We start from the raw sequence: 16,594 nt of genomic DNA, 5'->3' as shown, positions 1-16,594 counted from the left end.
TATTAAATACATAAAGGAGATAAGCCATGGGGTTAATTTATAAAGTTGCTGATCAAGATCGGGAATTTGAACGTATACATAAATTGAATTATAAAACATTTGTAGAAGAAATTCCGCAACATGAAGAAACGAAAGAGCGTGTTCGTATAGATCGCTTTCATGATGAAAATACATATTTAATTTGTTTAGATGAGGATAGATTAGTAGGTATGGTCGCAGTGCGGGGAAAACGACCATTCTCGTTAGATTATAAAATCTCAAATTTAGATATTTATTTGCAAGAGCATGGAGAAAAAGTGTATGAAATTCGTTTACTTTCAGTAGAACGTGAATATAGAAATGGAAGAGCGTTGTTAGGATTAATTCGTTTTCTACATCGTTATTTGCTTCTAAATGGATATGAATTAGCACTCATTTCTGCAACAACACGTGAACTACCTTTATATGAGCAAATGGGATTCAAATCTTTTCATACGTTAGTTGGTACAGAAGAAGCAGCCTTCCAGCCAATGTATGTTACTCCTGCTATGTTTGAAGAGTCGAGTGTTGGAGGGATTATGACGAAAGAATATACGTTTTTACCTGGTCCAGTAGATATTGAAGAGAATGTTCGAAAGGCATTTTCTACGCGGCCTATTTCGCATCGCTCTAAGTCATTTCAAGTGACAATGGACAATGTGAAAAAACGGTTACTTCACATGACAAAAGCAAAACATGTACAGCTTATGTTAGGAACAGGGACGTTAGCAAATGATGCGATTGCTTTACAGTTACGTTCTTTAAAAGGGAAAGGACTAATATTAACAAATGGAGAATTTGGAAATAGATTAGTTGGACATGCAAAACGAGCACAATTACATTTTGATACGTATAAAAAAGAAATGGGAGAGCCGTTTATTTATAACGAATTAGAAGAAATAATAATAACTGGAAATTATGAATGGCTTTGGTTTGTTCATCATGAAACATCTACTGGAATGTTAAACGATTTAGACGAGCTAAATACTCTTTGTAACGAGAATCAAATGAAACTATGTGTAGATTGTATAAGTTCAATTGGAGCAATACCATTAGACTTGAAGGATGTGTATTTTGCAAGTGGTGTTAGCGGTAAAGCGATTAAATCATATACAGGAATTTCTTTCGTTTTTCATAACCACATTGTAAAAATAAACGAGGCTGTGCCGGCCTATATGGACATTGGCATGTATGAAGAAAATGAAAGCATTCCATACTCACAATCATGGAATTTAATTTATGCATTGCAAGAAGCGTTGAAGAGATTTGAAGATGAAAAGGCATTTGTAAAAATTAAAGAGACATACGATTATGTTGAAGAAGTTATTACTGATATGGGTTTAAAGCTTGTTTCAACTAAAGAACACGCCGCACCAATTATACTTACTATTGTATTGAGCGAAGAGCATTCTTCTAAAGTAGTAGGCGATGCATTAGCATTACAAGGATACGTTGTTCATTATGAGTCATCTTATTTACAAAAGAATAATTGGATTCAAATTGCATGTTTAAATCATTATAAAGAACGCGATATGAAGAGGATGTTAAATTGTTTGCAAATATGTTTATTTCAGAGTGGGGTACATATATAAAGATTTTCTCTTTTCGTATAAAGGAGCTACGACTTACGAAAACTTAGAAATAGAACTTTGGAAGAGGTGTCAGTATGATAACTAGAAAACTACCATTACATATAGACGATATTAAAAAAGCTCACAAAATTCTAGATAGAAATGCTCGTAAAACGCCATTAGTAAAATCTTTTTACTTGACTAGTAAAACGGGCGGAGAAATTCATTTGAAATTAGAAAATATGCAATTAACGGGTTCTTTTAAATTCCGTGGCGCATTTAATAAAATGTCGCGGCTCACGGATCAAGAAAAAGAAAGAGGTGTAATTGCATGTTCAGCAGGTAATCATGCACAAGGAGTTGCATTATCTGCTCATTTACTCGGTATTAAGAGTAAAATTGTTATGCCAATTTCTGCACCGCAGGCGAAAGTTGAAGCAACAAAAGGATATGGATCTGAAGTGATTTTACATGGTGAAACCTTTGATGATGCAAAGGTAAAATGTGAAGAAATTATAAGGGATACAGGTGAAACATACTTACATCCATATGATGATGTAGAGGTAATGGCTGGTCAAGGTACAATAGGATTAGACATTCTTGATGATATGTGGGATGTAGATACTGTCATTGTACCAATAGGTGGAGGCGGAATTATTTCTGGTATTTCTGTAGCATTGAAATCTTTTAATCCATCCATTAATATAATTGGTGTCCAAGCAGATAATGTTCATGGAATGAAGGCATCTTACGATAAAGGAGCAATCGTAGAACATTATGAGGCGCCTACTATTGCAGATGGTTGCGCAGTTAAAATACCAGGTGAATTAACATTTGAAATTGTAAAAGAATTAGTAGATGATATTGTAACTGTATCAGAAAAAGAGCTGGAAGTAGCGATGAAAGATTTATTACAACGTGGGAAAGCTGTTGTAGAAGGTGCAGGTGCATTAGCAACTGCTGCACTTCTTGCAGGAAAAGTTGATAGCTATATAAAAGGAAAAAAAGTAGTAGCGGTTATATCTGGTGGGAACGTAGACTTACAGCGCATATCAAGTGTATGTGAGCACTTTTTTGTCGCTAATGAAGTGAAATAGTTTTATGAAAGAAGAGCTAAGAGAAATAGTCTTAGCTCTTACTTTTTGTCTACTGTTTACTGTAAGTAGCAATAAACTTGCAAAATTTGCTGTTTAAAAATTATTTTATTTAAGCGCCTATTTTTACACATATCTTTAATGTTACAATAATTATTTCAATATTGTCGAAATGTAAGCAGAAATTTAATATAATAGTTTTAATGTGCTAATGAGCGGTGAGGAGGGCAGATCATGAATAAAGAAGAACAGGTCATGAACGGTTTCAGGGAATTATATAATAAACTGGTTTGGCTTAATAAAGATAAGATGGAAGAAGGTCTTAAAGGTTTTAAGTCTTCTGAAGTCCACTGTATTGAATATATTGAAAACAATGCAGATTCTAACGTGACGCAACTCGCAGAGGCTTTTTATGTGACTCGCGGTGCTATAAGTAGAATGACTAAGAAGCTCATACAAAAAGGCCTTGTTGAAAGTTACCAAAAGTCAGAAAATAAGAAAGAAATTTATTTTAAGCTTACCGAACAAGGGAAAGAAATTTATAAAATCCATGAAAATCTGCACAAAGAGTTTCAAGAGCGGGATAAAGCTGTATTTGAGCAAGTAACTGAAGAAGAATTCGACAGTATAATTAGCTTTGTGGAAAAGTATAGTAGACATTTGGATGCAGAAATAAAGAAACAAGGTATACATATTAAATCGTAATACATTTTAATAATAAAATGGCAGCCTTACTCTAATATGAGAATAGGCTGCTTTTTTATTATTTTATCTTTGTTGACAAAGCAACAAAACATTTTAAGGAGAGAAGTTAAATGTCTATATTTAGATCACAAAATGAAAGGGAAACTGAAAAAAGCATAGATAAACATGCGTTGCTATTCGGACTTATTTCTGTATTTCTTTGTGGTATAGGTTTCAGTATCATCATGCCTGTAGTCCCATTCTTAGTACAGCCATATACAAGTAATCCGGAAGAACAAGCATTAGTTGTTACACTACTAACTTCCGTATATGCGGCCTGTGTGTTTTTAGCTGCTCCAGCACTCGGGGGTTTAAGCGATAAGTATGGCCGTCGTCCATTACTTTTAATATGCTTATTTGGTTCTGCAATTGGGTACTTGGTTTTTGGCATAGGAGGAGCTTTATGGGTATTATTTGCTGGACGGATAATAGAAGGTATAACAGGTGGGAGCATAAGTACTATCTTCGCATATTTTGCAGACATCATTCCGAAAGAGCAGAGAACGAAATACTTTGGATGGGTGAGTGCAGTTGTAGGTGCGGGAACTATTATTGGACCAACTCTTGGGGGTTTACTTGCAAAGTTTGGTCATTCTGTACCTTTATACTTTGGAGCGTTCATAACTTTATTAAATGTTTTATATGGTATGAAATACATGCCTGAGAGTCTTGACAAAAATAACAGGTTAAAAGAGATTACTTTTGTAAGGTTAAATCCTTTTGCACAGCTAGCAAATATACTTTCCATGAAAAATTTAAAATGGTTACTTATCTCAGCGTTTTTACTTTGGATACCTAACGGATCTTTACAAGCAATTTTCACGCAATTTACAATAGATACTTTCAGTTGGAAACCTGCATTAATCGGACTTATGTTTTCAATTTTGGGCTTTCAAGACATTGTTTCACAAAGTTTTATCATGCCAAAGCTTTTAATCAATCTTAGTGATAAACAAATAGCTATTCTTGGGATGGTTTCGGAGATTATAGGATACAGTTTTATTGCGGCATCAGCTTTGTTTTCACTCTATCCACTACTAATCGTTGGAATGCTAATGTATGGTTTTGGGGATTCAATTTTCGGGCCTTCATTCAACGGGATGCTTTCAAAGTCTGCCAGTTCTAGTGAACAAGGAAGGATTCAAGGTGGAAGCCAATCTATTCAAGCTTTAGCAAGAATGATTGGTCCTATTCTTGGAGGACAAATCTATGTATCACTTGGTCATGCCGCACCTGCTTTTATGGGTATGATTCTTATAGTAGCGGCAATAGCAGTTTTGTATAAGGGAACGTATGAAACTGTATAACAGATAGATATAAGAACAAATAAAAGGGAGTCAGAACTTAGGAACAAGTGCTGATTCCCTATTTGTTTACGGTTTGAGAGCTAAGAGAAATGCTTTTGTTTAGGAATTTATTCTGCTATGCTCTCATGGTGAAGGGTAATATTCAGTGAGGTGGAACTATCATTAATTACAGTTAGCTTTATTTGAAAGTAAAAAGGTAGGTAAATGACTAGATAATTTCATTATGCTTGTGCTGAAGTAAATAATGACTCCATCTTTACTTTGCTCTTTTCTCGAATTTCAGCATCTGCGTGTCTCATAACGTATTTATGCGCTACAGCGATTGCTAAAACATCATCTAATAACCCAATCCCAATAATAGCAGCTATATCTGGAATGAAATCGATTGTTAATACGTAATAAGATAAAGCGGCTAATATTATGAATTTCGCCTTAGTAGGTAATTCTTTCTTTTTCATTGTGTAGAATAAAATAATACTTTCATATACGCTAGATTTACCGAGGTTTACAGAGCTTTTTTTGAACTTTTTCCAAAGTGTCTGTTTCTCCATATAAACACTCCTTTTACAAAAACATAGATTTTTTAAAAGGATGGACAAAGAAGTGAGAGATTAATCAATTTTATTGTTTTTCTTAATTATATATTTCCATAAAAATAGGGGATTACCTGTTCAAAATAATATAATGTGCATTATACAATGATTCACAGTGTTTCATTACATAGTATGCAAGTAGTATTTGTTAAATTAAACAATTTGCAAATGGTATCTATCTAAAGAAGATTTCACCGAAGGTTTTAATTACTTCTAAAAGGATAGGGATTGTACGTCTTATTAGTGAATCGCTGCAATATAAGGTACATAATAATAAAGGTATATTACTGCAAATAAAGCTTATTCATCTAAAACGTCATATTTTTACAATTAATGAACTAGCAACCTTGTTCTTTCTATATCCTTCACCTGTAAATTTTTAACTACTATATTATTGACATACAATAAATGGTTAAATGTTTCTAAAAGGTTTTCTAAACAAACAAAATTCTCAGATTGATACGAAAATGCTATAAAAAATAATAAATATATCTAATGCGCTATTAGAATTTTTTCATATTATAGTATTGAGAATTGTATAAGGAGGTGGAAAAAGAATGGACGAGCGTGTACAACCTCAACTTTCACCGCCATGGATCACATATTTTAACGAACTCAGAAATTCGGTAGGGGCTGATCCAACTGTAACAGTAGGTCCGCTAATACCGACTGATGGAAATTTTATTATTTTAGTACAAACTACGGATTTTGAAAAAGCGATTGCATTAGCTACACTTCTTAAACCTACAGTGCAATTTGGCAATGTAAATGTAACTATTGTTGTTAGTGTTATTGGGGATGGAATTGTAAACCCAATTCCTTGTCCTTTAGATGCTTTTGAAATTGCACACCTTTTACAAGTAGCTTTAGAAAGCAACTTGTATTTTGAGCAAGTTGTTGTGCAGCCGCAGTTCCCAGGTGGAGCGAATGTTGTTTTTCCGGTTTTTGCTGCAAAAGTGATTCAGTTTTTTAATGATGATATTTCTAATCTATGCCAAACTTTCACAGAAGTCGCTGCAAAAGTTTTTCGTGATGTAATGAATGATGCTATATGTGGTATACCAATTTTATACTCGACAAGTTGTAGTACAAGCACTGAAAATGTATAATTTATTGATGAAAAAACTTTTCACAAAAAAGAAATACAACTGAATTTGTTCTATTAATTTAAAAGAGACATTTCTAATTTAAGGAGATGTCTCTTTTATTACATATGAAAATTACGAAACGGATACTTGCCCAATAAGGGTAAAATTCATTTATAAAAAGTAACAGCTTAGGTTAAGAGTGAAAACCCTGTCTATGATTTTACAGACGAACTTGCTAACACATATGAGAAATAGATATAAAATAACTTTGGTATCCACATTTAAAAATAGAATTAACTAATAAAAAACTTAAAACAAAATACTGATAAAAAATTTTTTAATATGTATAGTAAAATGTATGTGGACGAAGTGGTTATTATTAAATATTGAATAGGCGGTATGGGGGAAGAAAAATGAAAATAATAGAACTACCAATTGAATTCGAATTTAACGGGCAAAAACAATGTATTTATCCAAGTTTAATTATATTACATAATGAATTAACGTTAGTCGATACAGGATATCCAAGTTTTTTACCTTTAATTGAAAATGCAATATTAAAACATGGATATGAGATAAAAAACTTAAAGAATATAATTATTACTCATTATGATGATGATCATATAGGGTCTTTATACGATTTTAAAGTGAAATATCCTCAAATTAATGTTATTGCTAGTGAAATTGAATCTAACTATATTAGTGGTGATATAAAATCAGAGAGGTTAGTTCAAGCTGAAGAAATGTTAGAACGTATGCCAAATGAAGAAAAAGAATTTGGTAAATGGTTTATACAACAGTTAAAAAATATAAAACATATTTCCGTCGATGAAAAAGTGCATGATGGTCAAATGATTTTGAATAATGAATGTCAAATAGTAGCGACGCCAGGACATACTTCGGGGCATATTTCATTATATTTTCCGAATTTAGATTGTGTAATTACGGGAGATGCGGCTGTTCAAGAGAATCGTGGGTTAGTAATAGCTAATCCGAATTTTTGTTTAGATATAGAAAAAGCGAAACAGTCTTTAAATAGGATTAAAAGTTTTAAAGCAACACAGTATTATTGCTATCATGGAGGAAAGCTTACTGTATAAATTAATGAAAATCGGTCTTTCCTAAATCGAAAAGATTGGTTTTTAGTTCATATATTTTGCGATTTCAACCAAATCAGTAACATTATATTTCGGTAAAATTGAAATATATATGTAAAGAAGAATATATATAATTTGAGCAAGAGTATAGGGGGGAGAAGATGGGTTCGTTATTTGATGTAATAGCAGATATCATTTTATTTTATCCTCGAAATGACATGAAATTGAAACATCATATCGCAAAATTAAGTGAATTAGAGTGGTTTCGAAATCTACATGAAGATCTGAAGTATACAAGTTTAATTTGGAGTAATAGAAAAATTAAAAGGTATATTTTGACTTCTATAAATATGGAAGCATTAATAAAATCTGAGAAAAAGCAAAAAGAATTTGTTCATCTAGTACAGGATGAATATAAAAAAAGAAGATAAGAATTTTTTTATTTTTCATATTTGGCGAAACAAATGGTACAATGAAAGCTAATGTGAAAAATAAGGAAAAGAAGTGGTCTATTTGAAAAAATTTTTAGAATTAGGAATTAGTGAAACTTTTAATCATACATTACGTGAAAATGGAATTACAGAAGCAACACCAATTCAAGAGCAGGCAATTCCTGTTATTATGTCTGGTAAAGATATTATTGGGCAGGCAAAAACAGGTACGGGTAAAACGTTAGCATTCGTGTTACCGATTTTAGAAAAAATCGATTCAGAGTCTAGTGATGTTCAGGCTTTAATTGTTGCACCAACAAGGGAACTAGCCCTGCAAATTACAACTGAAATTAAAAAAATGCTTGTTCAAAGAGAAGATATTAATGTACTAGCGATTTATGGTGGGCAAGATGTAGCACAACAATTGAGAAAATTAAAAGGTAATACACATATTGTTGTTGCAACACCAGGACGATTATTAGATCATATACGCCGTGAAACAATTGATTTAAGTAATCTTTCAACGATTGTACTAGATGAAGCGGATCAAATGCTTTATTTTGGTTTCTTATATGATATTGAAGATATTTTAGATGAGACACCAGGTAGTAAACAAACGATGTTATTCTCAGCAACGATGCCAAAAGATATTAAAAAATTGGCGAAGCGTTATATGGATGAACTGCAAATGATTCAAGTACAAAGCGAAGAAGTAACGGTTGATACAATTGAGCAGCGTGTCATTGAGACGACAGACCGTGCAAAGCCAGATGCACTTCGTTTTGTTATGGATCGTGATCAGCCATTTTTAGCTGTTATTTTCTGCCGTACAAAACTTAGAGTAAGTAAACTGTATGATAATTTAAAAGGACTAGGTTATAATTGTGCTGAACTTCATGGTGATATACCTCAAGCGAAACGTGAAAGAGTTATGAAGAGTTTCCGCGAAGCTAAAATTCAGTACTTAATCGCAACGGATGTAGCAGCTCGTGGACTTGATGTAGATGGTGTAACGCACGTATTTAACTTTGACATCCCTGAAGATGTAGAAAGTTATATTCACCGTATTGGCCGAACAGGACGTGCAGGTGGATCAGGTCTTGCAATTACGTTCGTTGCAGCGAAAGATGAAAAACATTTAGAAGAAATTGAAAAAACGCTTGGTGCACCAATACAAAGAGAAATAATCGAACAACCGAAGATAAAACGTGTAGATGAAAACGGAAAACCGGTACCAAAGCCGGCTCCGAAGAAATCAGGTCAAAATCGTCAAAGAGATAGCCGCGAAGGTTCAAGAAGTGAATCAAGACGTGATTCAAGAAATAGCTTAAGAAGTGATTCAAGAAATAGTTCGAGAAATAGTTCTAGAAATGAAAATAACCGATCATTTAATAAGCCAAGTAATAAAAAAGGTAGTACAAAGCAAGGTCAGCAAAGACGTGGCCGTTAAATAGTTATAATTGTAAAAGAGTCGCAAAATATTGTGGCTCTTTTTTGTTTGTATACAAGAAGGATGATGGCAAGAAAAAAACAAAATTTCATTCACCGCATTTGAAATTTATAAAGGAAATTTTATAGTCCAAAACCATTAGTGCAAGGGTATTACTATCATTCAGCAGAACACTTTGGTTAAAAGAAAAGGTATTGAAGCGAGCGAGTATTTTCATTATACATTCCGCAATTATTGAAATAGAACAAGAGAAGTTTATGAAGGATTAAACTCGTATTGGTGTACGATCGTTGGAAACTGGAAAACTAATTTGTTAGTTTTGATCGATGAGGAACTCGAGAAGCACCACTGCCATCCTTATGGGGAAATTGCTTACGACGACGATGAAGGTAATGTAGTGATAATATGCGAAATAAGAAAAAAGGACTAGCAGTCGTACCTGCCGTCCTTTAATAGGAGAAAAAGTAATCTTGTTTAGAACTACGCATAAACAGAAAATCTGCTTGTAATTAGTTTTACCCTAAATATACGTGTCTATACAAAAAAGGGATAAGTAAAAGATACTTATCCCCGGAAGGGAAATCCCAAGCACCAAAATGGCTCGTATTGGTCTGCAGGTTCAAAAGTAGTATATGTAAAACGAAAAATCTCATACAAAAAGCAGACAACGATTTTGGTTGTCTGCCAGTGAGTTCAATGAGTTAGCTAATTGTGATAATTTGCATCCCCATTGCGAGAAGAGTGAAGCTGCTAGTTCAAACAGCTTGTTGGTATTATTTTCGATTTCTAAAAAAATATACATCAAAAGAAAGAGGTATTAGCCGTGGACACGGCGGCTTGAAAATAGTATGTATTTTTATTTGAAAAATATTCAAGGGGTGAAGAAACATGGAATGTTTAATAAAGGTGTTTGTTTTATTAATCAGTTAATTAATAAAACAAAATAGTTATTTGGGAGAAAGGGAAAATTAATATGAGATGAATTGAAGCTGTTGAAAAATTACTTGAAGTGATGAAAGAATGCTTTTGGAACGGAACATCTTTAAAGGGTGAAACTAATGATTTTAATATTGTATCTTGGCTGATTGAAGAAGCGACGCGTAAAACAAAATAAAGATTTCATTTTGTAGCAATGGAGAATAGATATGTGTACTTATTGGGGGAAAGTAGATAAAGAGTTCTTTAAGAGGCAAGAACCGGAACAAAATAAAAGAGCGGCTAGCAAAAGCTAACTGCTCAATACAAGGAGATACAGAGAAGACTACTTTAAATGAATGTTGGCATACAGCCCACATTCAGTATTGACCGAATATTTATTTTAAATTCAATTTATTTAAAGTAAACATCCCAACAGATAAAATGGTTGCGCCTGCTACAGAACCTAGCCAGTCTCTCCAGCCTAATGTATTTAAAGATGCATCTGTTAAATCCGTAATTAAGAAGATAGCAAACATTAATACACCAAATGCTAAGCATCCCCAAAATGTTTGCAAATATTTAATAATCTTCTTTCGGAACTTGCTCATATAAATCACCCTTATTAATAATTTATATTTTTATAAATAAATTATTACATATACAAAAATTAAAAGTACGAAATATGCAATATTACATATTGGAACTCAACAAAATACTCCATTGATAAGTACATAGATCGAACGGAGGCATCGTTCTTTTCCTAAAATGAAAGGTGACGATAAGAAACATGAGATACGTTTTAAACAAATTGAGCGGACGTTAAAAAATAAAAATTTATAAAGGAAATAGAAAGTATGGTGTTGTATATGTACGATAATAGGAAACTTTTTGCAAACTAAACATATAATTTTAATAGACCGACAGTCGGTCTGATGGGAAGGAGAACTTGAATGCGAATTGTAAAGGAGTATGAGGAGCGTAGAAAGGAAATTTTAGAAACAGCTGAGCGTTTGTTTCTTACGAAAGGTTATACGAAAACAACCGTGAATGATATTTTAAAAGAAATTGGTATAGCAAAGGGGACGTTTTATCATTATTTTAAGTCGAAGGAGGAAGTAATGGATGAAATCATTATGAGGATTATTAAAGAGGATGTCACTAAGGCGAAAAGGATTGTCTCCAATCCCGATATCCCCGTTTTAGATAAGTTATTTAAAATTTTAATGGAACAATCACCAAAATCAGGAGATGTCAAAGAAAAAATGATTGAACAATTCCATCAACCAAATAATGCAGAAATGCATCAGAAAAGTTTAGTGCAATCCATTATACATTTATCTCCTGTATTAACGGAAGTTTTAGAGCAAGGAATAGAAGAAGGCATATTTTCTACTCCATACCCACAAGAAACAATTGAATTATTACTCTCTTCAGCACAAGTCATATTTGATGATGGTTTATTCCAGTGGAAACCGGAAGAAATGATGAGAAGAGCTAAGGCTTATATTAAAATGATGGAAGTATCTGTTGGAGCGAAAGAAGGGTCCTTTGATTATATGATCGAGGTTTTAATGAAACAGAAATAGCTTTTTTCTGTTTGGGTGTTATAGACCGGCAGTCGGTCTAGACTAAATGAAGGATGTGATGAAGATGCCAGCAAGTATTCAATCTTCCTTGAAAGATTTTCACTTAATGGTAAGTGGTCAAATTATTACTATTTTAGGTTCAACACTATTACGTTTTGCACTGTCTTTATATGTGCTAGATATAACAGGACGTGCCGATATATTTGCAGGGTTATATGCCATAACGAGTATCCCGTTTTTGTTAGCTCCTCTTGGCGGAGCGATAGCAGATCGTTTCAACCGCCGTAATGTAATGGTCATTTTGGATTTTATAAACGCTGCTATTGTATTAAGTTTTATAGTTTTGTTATTAACTGAATCGGTATCTATTTTATTGATTGGAGCAATTATGTTTTTACTAGCAGTCATTAGTGCAATGTACTCACCAGTTGTTATGGCAAGTATTCCGCAATTAGTTCCAGAGAAAAAGTTAGAACAAGCAAACGGTATCATAAATGGTGTGCAAGCATTATCTAATATAGTTGCACCTGTACTAGGAGGAATATTATATGGCATAATTGGTTTGAAAATGCTCGTAATAACAAGTTGTCTTGCTTTCTTTTTATCTGCAATTTTAGAAATGTTTATTACAATACCATTTATAAAAAGAATACAGGAAGGCCATATCGTACCTACAATTGTAAAAGATATGAAAGAAGGTTTTCTTTATGTTTTAAAGCAACCTTTTATTTTGAAGGCTATGTTACTAGCAGCTTTATTAAACTTAATTTTGACACCGTTATTTGTTGTTGGAGGACCTATTATGTTACGAGTAACTATGCAGAGTAGCGATACGATGTATGGAATTGGAATGGGATTAATTGAGTTTGCAACTATATTAGGTGCATTGTCAATCGGTTTCTTTGCTAAAAAGTTACAGATGAAAACATTATATAATTGGATGCTTATCATAGCTTTATTAGTAATGCCAGTGGCACTATCAGTTACACCGTTTATTCTTAATTTAGGATACTATCCACCATTTATCCTCTTTATACTTTCTTCTCTTCTAATCGCAATGATTATGACAATTGTATCCATTTATGTGATTACTGTAGTCCAAAAGAAAACACCAAATGAAAATCTAGGAAAAGTGATGGCATTTATAACAGCGGTATCTCAATGTATGGCACCAATTGGGCAAGTCGTATATGGTTTTATGTTTGAAGGATTCAGTACGAAAATTTATTTACCTATATTTGCTATTAGTTTCATAATGATAATAATAGCGGTGGTGACGAAGAAAATATTAAGAAATGAAGGGAACTAGCTTCATATGCTTAGAGTATTAGCGAAACCCAATCCTAATCAATTCTTCATCATTTATTTCAATTACGAATCTATATTCTTTGTCTAATAGCCAGTAATAAAAACTGACTGCATCAACGTCAACTAGTGATTGGAATACTTTATCAAGATTTGTACTTACTACAGGGATTTCATAGCTATCCCATATTATAAAAATCTGTTCGTCAAAATCTAGTTGGTTTGCTCTAATAAGGGAAATTAGTTGTTCTTTGTTCGAAGCTATGAATTGATTATCTATCTGTTCCCAATCTATTCTTCCCGAGACAGTTATAGGAAATGAATTCATTAAAATAGTAGCAATCTGCTGGCTTTTTTCTTGGGAGAAAATGAGAGTTTCGTTTCCTAGGGATTCAAGGCATTCACTAAACAAAGGGTTTGTGTCATTGTTGTTTTTGGTTTTCAGTGCTCTTAACTTTTGTCGCAATTTCCATTGTCTTGACGATCTATCATCCATTTTTAACATTCCTTATACAATTATTTAAGAATGAGTATAGCATATAAGGGAAGTCTTTATGAAAAGGAACTTTTTAAATATAAATTAAACAAAAGCGTTATTTGAAAAAAAGCCTTTTAAGGAAAGATAAGAGGCCATCAAAAAATATAACAACATGAAAATTTTATATTATGTATATACAATTTAAAGAGTTAGTGGAAATAATAAAATGTATAAAATTCTTATAAAAAAGCCCTAGGATTAGGGGATCTAGGGCTTCCTCTGTTGGTATATCTCACACGACATTATAAAAAGAAAAGAACTTAATGAAGATAACACATGAATGTTTCGTAAATGTATCAAAAAAGTGAACAAAAGCGTTATTTTAAGGACCATGATATATCATCAAGGGCTTTATAAATATAACTATACATTCGGTAAAAGAGATATTTTGGATTGTATTTTTGTTTCCAGTTCATAATAATCACCTCTCATACAAATAGTTTAATTATATTATAAGGTTATTAAAGAGAATGTTAAGAAAACTTGATATGAATTAAGGTGAATTTAAACAAACTAGTAATTGTAATTAAAAAGCAGTTAGCTTTTGCTAGCTGCTTCACTCACTGGGAGTTTTTTTATGTAATTTAGATAAAGAAACTAGCCATTAAAAATATTGCTTCTATCAAAATTAGAGAATCAACTAAAATCAAGAACTGTTTTTTCTGTAGCTTTTGAAATTCCTTTATTAATCTAAAAACTGCACTTATTCCGAAACAGATGTATAACAAAATCATTATTATTTTTAGTATTACTAACATTCCTAATATAATTAATTAAGTATCAGAAAATATATCCATGTAAGTTTTTAACAAAAACCTTATTTAAATAGAAAATGCCAGCTGAAATGTCAAGGGTGTATCAGCTGGCACTGAAATAGATATTAAATTTTAATATTAGGTTTTTTAGTTCGTACTTTTGTTCTTATTTCTAGAAGAGATTGTACCAAATATTGCTCCGGACATTGCTCCGATCAAAGTCATAAAAATTGCACTCCATACTGCAAATGACATAATTACACCTCCTAATAATAAAATGCTGCAACTATGTTTTTATTATATATGAATTTTAGTATGTTAAGTGGGGGAAAAGTTAGAAAATTAAACAAAACCGTTAATTAAATTAAAAAAAGAGCCCCGCGATAATGGCTGCAAGGCTTCATAAGGTCGAGTTATGTCGTACTCACAAGGGATTTTAACATGAATGTTGTGGTAAACATACTGGTAAATGTATCTAATTTATTTAGAGCATTTATTTTAAACCAAAACGCTATTTGATAAGTATATGTAAAAAAAGAGCGCCTTGTAAAGGCACTCTTTGCAAAGTCTTTTGTCTACTGTCGTGTTTTTATATTTACAATTCAGTAGCTTTGAAAGTTCGTTATTTTTAACAAAAATTTAATTTTATGGAAATGAAAACCCTAGTTTCCTAGGGTAATGGTATAACAGCCAAATATATTTTATTCTTTTATATCGTAACTTAATTTTACGTTAAAAACATCAGGTAAGTGTAACCAATTGCAGAAAATAAAAGAGCAGCCAGCAAAAGCTAACTGCTTGGTTCTCCAAGGGGAAAGGAGAAAGGTTAGGGATTTCATTAAATGAGTTTTGGCTATTGCCTATCTATATTATTAACGGAATATTGAGTTTTATTCACGAAGAACGATGTTTAACTTAATGCATAGCCAACAATCAAAGTTAGTGTTAAAAACACTGATAATACCAATGTTAGTAAGACTGTTGCTACACTTCTAAGCATCGCAATCCAATTATTTATCTTAGAAAATCCTATGATGTCTGCAAAAAAGTTCCTATTGCTAAAACTAGTAATATAAACAAAGGGTGAATGTGTAATAAATCCGTGAAAAATTTGAATAGTTCAAGTGAAATTTCAAAATATAAACGGAATAGCCCAACGCAAACTAAAGAACAAATAAAGGATCATAGATTGATGTTATGCTTCATAGCTTTCTCCTATGTTATCAAAATAGTTTTACTCAATTTTAATGGAAAATAAAAGAAAAAGATAGCGGTTATAAATTAAAATGAATTTTTTAACAAAATAGATCCTTTGAATAGAAAGTGAAGTTAGGAGAATAGCTAATTTAAAGAAAGGAAAAATTAGAAAAGCTATCATGCGTCGTGCAAAGGCCGTAGAGAAATACCAAGTCGATAAAGTTTGGAGAGGTGTTTTTGTAAAAGCTGGAATAATAATGGTACTTGTAATTATGATTGCAGAAGTTGATCATAGATATGGATTTTATAAGGGAAGCAAGAAAGCTAAAAGTAGAGTAGGAGGTGTGTAATTTGAAAAAAATTTTAGAAGTAAAGCAATTAAATAAAAAATACTCAATAGATGGAAATAGAAATTTCGAATTACTAAAAAATATCGCTTTAAAGATAAATGAAGGAGAGTGTGTATCGTTCATGAGAGCTTCTGGCTCAGGAAAATCGACGTTATTATATAATATTAGTGGAATGGATCAAATGTCATCAGGAAGTGTGAAAGTGAATAGTAAAGAAATATCATGTATGAAAGAAGAGGCGTTAGCAAAAATATGCCTTAACGAAATCGGCTTTATTTTTCAGCAAAGTATTCTTCTTAAGTGACTCATGTTGTAAAGGTAGCGGTGAAAACAGAAAGAGTTCTTTTTTTGGCAGACGGAGAAATTGTTAGTGAAATACGGATGGGTAAATAGGAACATGATCATTTGAAAGTATGAGAAGAGAAGTTGTTAAAATGGTTAGCTATACTTGGATTTTAAAGGGAAAAACTCCTATTGAATGTAGGAGTTTTTTCTTTGTTTGAAAGTTCAAAAAGATATATAATAATTTTCTGACTATTAATTTGTGGAGGG

General features: G+C 32.3%; 14 protein-coding genes and 2 pseudogenes. 12 read left to right on the top strand and 4 right to left on the bottom strand.

The genetic code is table 11. The features are described from left to right. Positions 1-26: 26 nt before the first annotated feature. The 4 genes from ACS2CR_RS23810 to ACS2CR_RS23795 all read left to right on the top strand — a co-directional run bounded on the left by ACS2CR_RS23810 (position 27) and on the right by ACS2CR_RS23795 (position 4,734). Positions 27-1,610 carry an aminotransferase class V-fold PLP-dependent enzyme gene (locus tag ACS2CR_RS23810; protein ID WP_000523029.1) on the top strand — a complete coding sequence of 528 codons (1,584 nt, stop codon included), beginning with the start codon at positions 27-29 and terminating at the stop codon, positions 1,608-1,610. A 74-nt stretch (positions 1,611-1,684) separates the two neighbouring features. Continuing rightward, entirely contained in the window at positions 1,685-2,686 is a 1,002-nt protein-coding gene (tdcB, locus tag ACS2CR_RS23805; protein ID WP_053513505.1) for a bifunctional threonine ammonia-lyase/L-serine ammonia-lyase TdcB, read from the top strand. A 231-nt stretch (positions 2,687-2,917) separates the two neighbouring features. Then, the gene (locus ACS2CR_RS23800) at positions 2,918-3,388 is read left to right on the top strand and encodes a MarR family transcriptional regulator (protein WP_001030901.1); all 471 of its coding nucleotides are present in this window, start codon (positions 2,918-2,920) and stop codon (positions 3,386-3,388) included. A 110-nt stretch (positions 3,389-3,498) separates the two neighbouring features. Further along, a complete protein-coding gene (locus ACS2CR_RS23795; protein ID WP_053513506.1) occupies positions 3,499-4,734 on the top strand; it encodes an MFS transporter in 1,236 nt (411 codons plus the stop codon). A 221-nt stretch (positions 4,735-4,955) separates the two neighbouring features. Here ACS2CR_RS23795 and ACS2CR_RS23790 read toward each other — a convergent pair whose 3' ends face one another. Further along, the gene (locus ACS2CR_RS23790; protein ID WP_000415089.1) at positions 4,956-5,285 is read right to left on the bottom strand and encodes a YkvA family protein; all 330 of its coding nucleotides are present in this window, start codon (positions 5,283-5,285) and stop codon (positions 4,956-4,958) included. Positions 5,286-5,884: 599 nt separating this feature from the next. Here ACS2CR_RS23790 and ACS2CR_RS23785 point away from each other — a divergent pair. The 4 genes from ACS2CR_RS23785 (at position 5,885) to ACS2CR_RS23770 (ending at position 9,393) form a co-directional block, all read left to right on the top strand. Further along, on the top strand, positions 5,885-6,436 hold the full coding sequence (locus ACS2CR_RS23785; RefSeq protein ID WP_053513508.1) for a hypothetical protein: 552 nt from the start codon (positions 5,885-5,887) through the stop codon (positions 6,434-6,436). A 392-nt stretch (positions 6,437-6,828) separates the two neighbouring features. Next, entirely contained in the window at positions 6,829-7,515 is a 687-nt protein-coding gene (locus tag ACS2CR_RS23780) for an MBL fold metallo-hydrolase (RefSeq protein WP_016109972.1), read from the top strand. A gap of 158 nt (positions 7,516-7,673) precedes the next feature. Then, positions 7,674-7,943 carry a hypothetical protein gene (locus ACS2CR_RS23775; protein ID WP_000535034.1) on the top strand — a complete coding sequence of 90 codons (270 nt, stop codon included), beginning with the start codon at positions 7,674-7,676 and terminating at the stop codon, positions 7,941-7,943. A 73-nt stretch (positions 7,944-8,016) separates the two neighbouring features. Next, complete coding sequence (locus ACS2CR_RS23770) at positions 8,017-9,393, top strand: DEAD/DEAH box helicase (RefSeq protein WP_309567971.1); 1,377 nt, start codon at positions 8,017-8,019, stop codon at positions 9,391-9,393. Between the two features lie 1,313 nt (positions 9,394-10,706). Here ACS2CR_RS23770 and ACS2CR_RS23765 read toward each other — a convergent pair. Further along, positions 10,707-10,919 carry a hypothetical protein gene (locus tag ACS2CR_RS23765; protein ID WP_000033153.1) on the bottom strand — a complete coding sequence of 71 codons (213 nt, stop codon included), beginning with the start codon at positions 10,917-10,919 and terminating at the stop codon, positions 10,707-10,709. 342 nt (positions 10,920-11,261) lie between these two features. Between ACS2CR_RS23765 and ACS2CR_RS23760 the strand changes: the two genes are divergently transcribed. Both ACS2CR_RS23760 and ACS2CR_RS23755 read left to right on the top strand, forming a co-directional pair. Continuing rightward, a complete protein-coding gene (locus ACS2CR_RS23760; RefSeq protein ID WP_001223580.1) occupies positions 11,262-11,897 on the top strand; it encodes a TetR/AcrR family transcriptional regulator in 636 nt (211 codons plus the stop codon). Between the two features lie 64 nt (positions 11,898-11,961). Then, positions 11,962-13,206, top strand: coding sequence for an MFS transporter (locus ACS2CR_RS23755; RefSeq protein ID WP_153602668.1), 1,245 nt, complete (start codon positions 11,962-11,964; stop codon positions 13,204-13,206). 18 nt (positions 13,207-13,224) lie between these two features. Here ACS2CR_RS23755 and ACS2CR_RS23750 read toward each other — a convergent pair whose 3' ends face one another. Beyond that, on the bottom strand, positions 13,225-13,698 hold the full coding sequence (locus ACS2CR_RS23750) for a CDI toxin immunity protein (RefSeq protein ID WP_053513514.1): 474 nt from the start codon (positions 13,696-13,698) through the stop codon (positions 13,225-13,227). Positions 13,699-15,405: 1,707 nt separating this feature from the next. After that, positions 15,406-15,671, bottom strand: a pseudogene (locus tag ACS2CR_RS23745) (hypothetical protein). 140 nt (positions 15,672-15,811) lie between these two features. Between ACS2CR_RS23745 and ACS2CR_RS23740 the strand changes: the two are divergent. Both ACS2CR_RS23740 and ACS2CR_RS23735 read left to right on the top strand, forming a co-directional pair. After that, positions 15,812-16,042, top strand: coding sequence for a DUF3983 domain-containing protein (locus ACS2CR_RS23740; RefSeq protein ID WP_309319071.1), 231 nt, complete (start codon positions 15,812-15,814; stop codon positions 16,040-16,042). 1 nt (position 16,043) lies between these two features. After that, positions 16,044-16,459: pseudogene (locus ACS2CR_RS23735) on the top strand (ATP-binding cassette domain-containing protein). The last annotated feature ends 135 nt before the right edge of the window (positions 16,460-16,594 follow it).

Source organism: Bacillus cereus group sp. BceL291 (assembly GCF_051776705.1).
GTDB lineage: Bacteria > Bacillota > Bacilli > Bacillales > Bacillaceae_G > Bacillus_A > Bacillus_A cereus.
This window is presented reverse-complemented; position numbering and strand designations above follow the sequence as displayed.

What these genes read in the sequence shown, in the direction of transcription:
- ACS2CR_RS23800 (WP_001030901.1), top strand. Translation starts at nt 2,918, where the DNA reads ATGAATAAAGAAGAACAGGTCATGAACGGTTTCAGGGAATTATATAAT.
- ACS2CR_RS23810 (WP_000523029.1), top strand. Translation starts at nt 27, where the DNA reads ATGGGGTTAATTTATAAAGTTGCTGATCAAGATCGGGAATTTGAACGT.
- ACS2CR_RS23795 (WP_053513506.1), top strand. Translation starts at nt 3,499, where the DNA reads ATGTCTATATTTAGATCACAAAATGAAAGGGAAACTGAAAAAAGCATA.
- ACS2CR_RS23755 (WP_153602668.1), top strand. Translation starts at nt 11,962, where the DNA reads ATGCCAGCAAGTATTCAATCTTCCTTGAAAGATTTTCACTTAATGGTA.
- tdcB (WP_053513505.1), top strand. Translation starts at nt 1,685, where the DNA reads ATGATAACTAGAAAACTACCATTACATATAGACGATATTAAAAAAGCT.
- ACS2CR_RS23775 (WP_000535034.1), top strand. Translation starts at nt 7,674, where the DNA reads ATGGGTTCGTTATTTGATGTAATAGCAGATATCATTTTATTTTATCCT.
- ACS2CR_RS23760 (WP_001223580.1), top strand. Translation starts at nt 11,262, where the DNA reads ATGCGAATTGTAAAGGAGTATGAGGAGCGTAGAAAGGAAATTTTAGAA.
- ACS2CR_RS23785 (WP_053513508.1), top strand. Translation starts at nt 5,885, where the DNA reads ATGGACGAGCGTGTACAACCTCAACTTTCACCGCCATGGATCACATAT.
- ACS2CR_RS23765 (WP_000033153.1), bottom strand. Translation starts at nt 10,919, where the DNA reads ATGAGCAAGTTCCGAAAGAAGATTATTAAATATTTGCAAACATTTTGG.
- ACS2CR_RS23780 (WP_016109972.1), top strand. Translation starts at nt 6,829, where the DNA reads ATGAAAATAATAGAACTACCAATTGAATTCGAATTTAACGGGCAAAAA.
- ACS2CR_RS23790 (WP_000415089.1), bottom strand. Translation starts at nt 5,285, where the DNA reads ATGGAGAAACAGACACTTTGGAAAAAGTTCAAAAAAAGCTCTGTAAAC.
- ACS2CR_RS23750 (WP_053513514.1), bottom strand. Translation starts at nt 13,698, where the DNA reads ATGGATGATAGATCGTCAAGACAATGGAAATTGCGACAAAAGTTAAGA.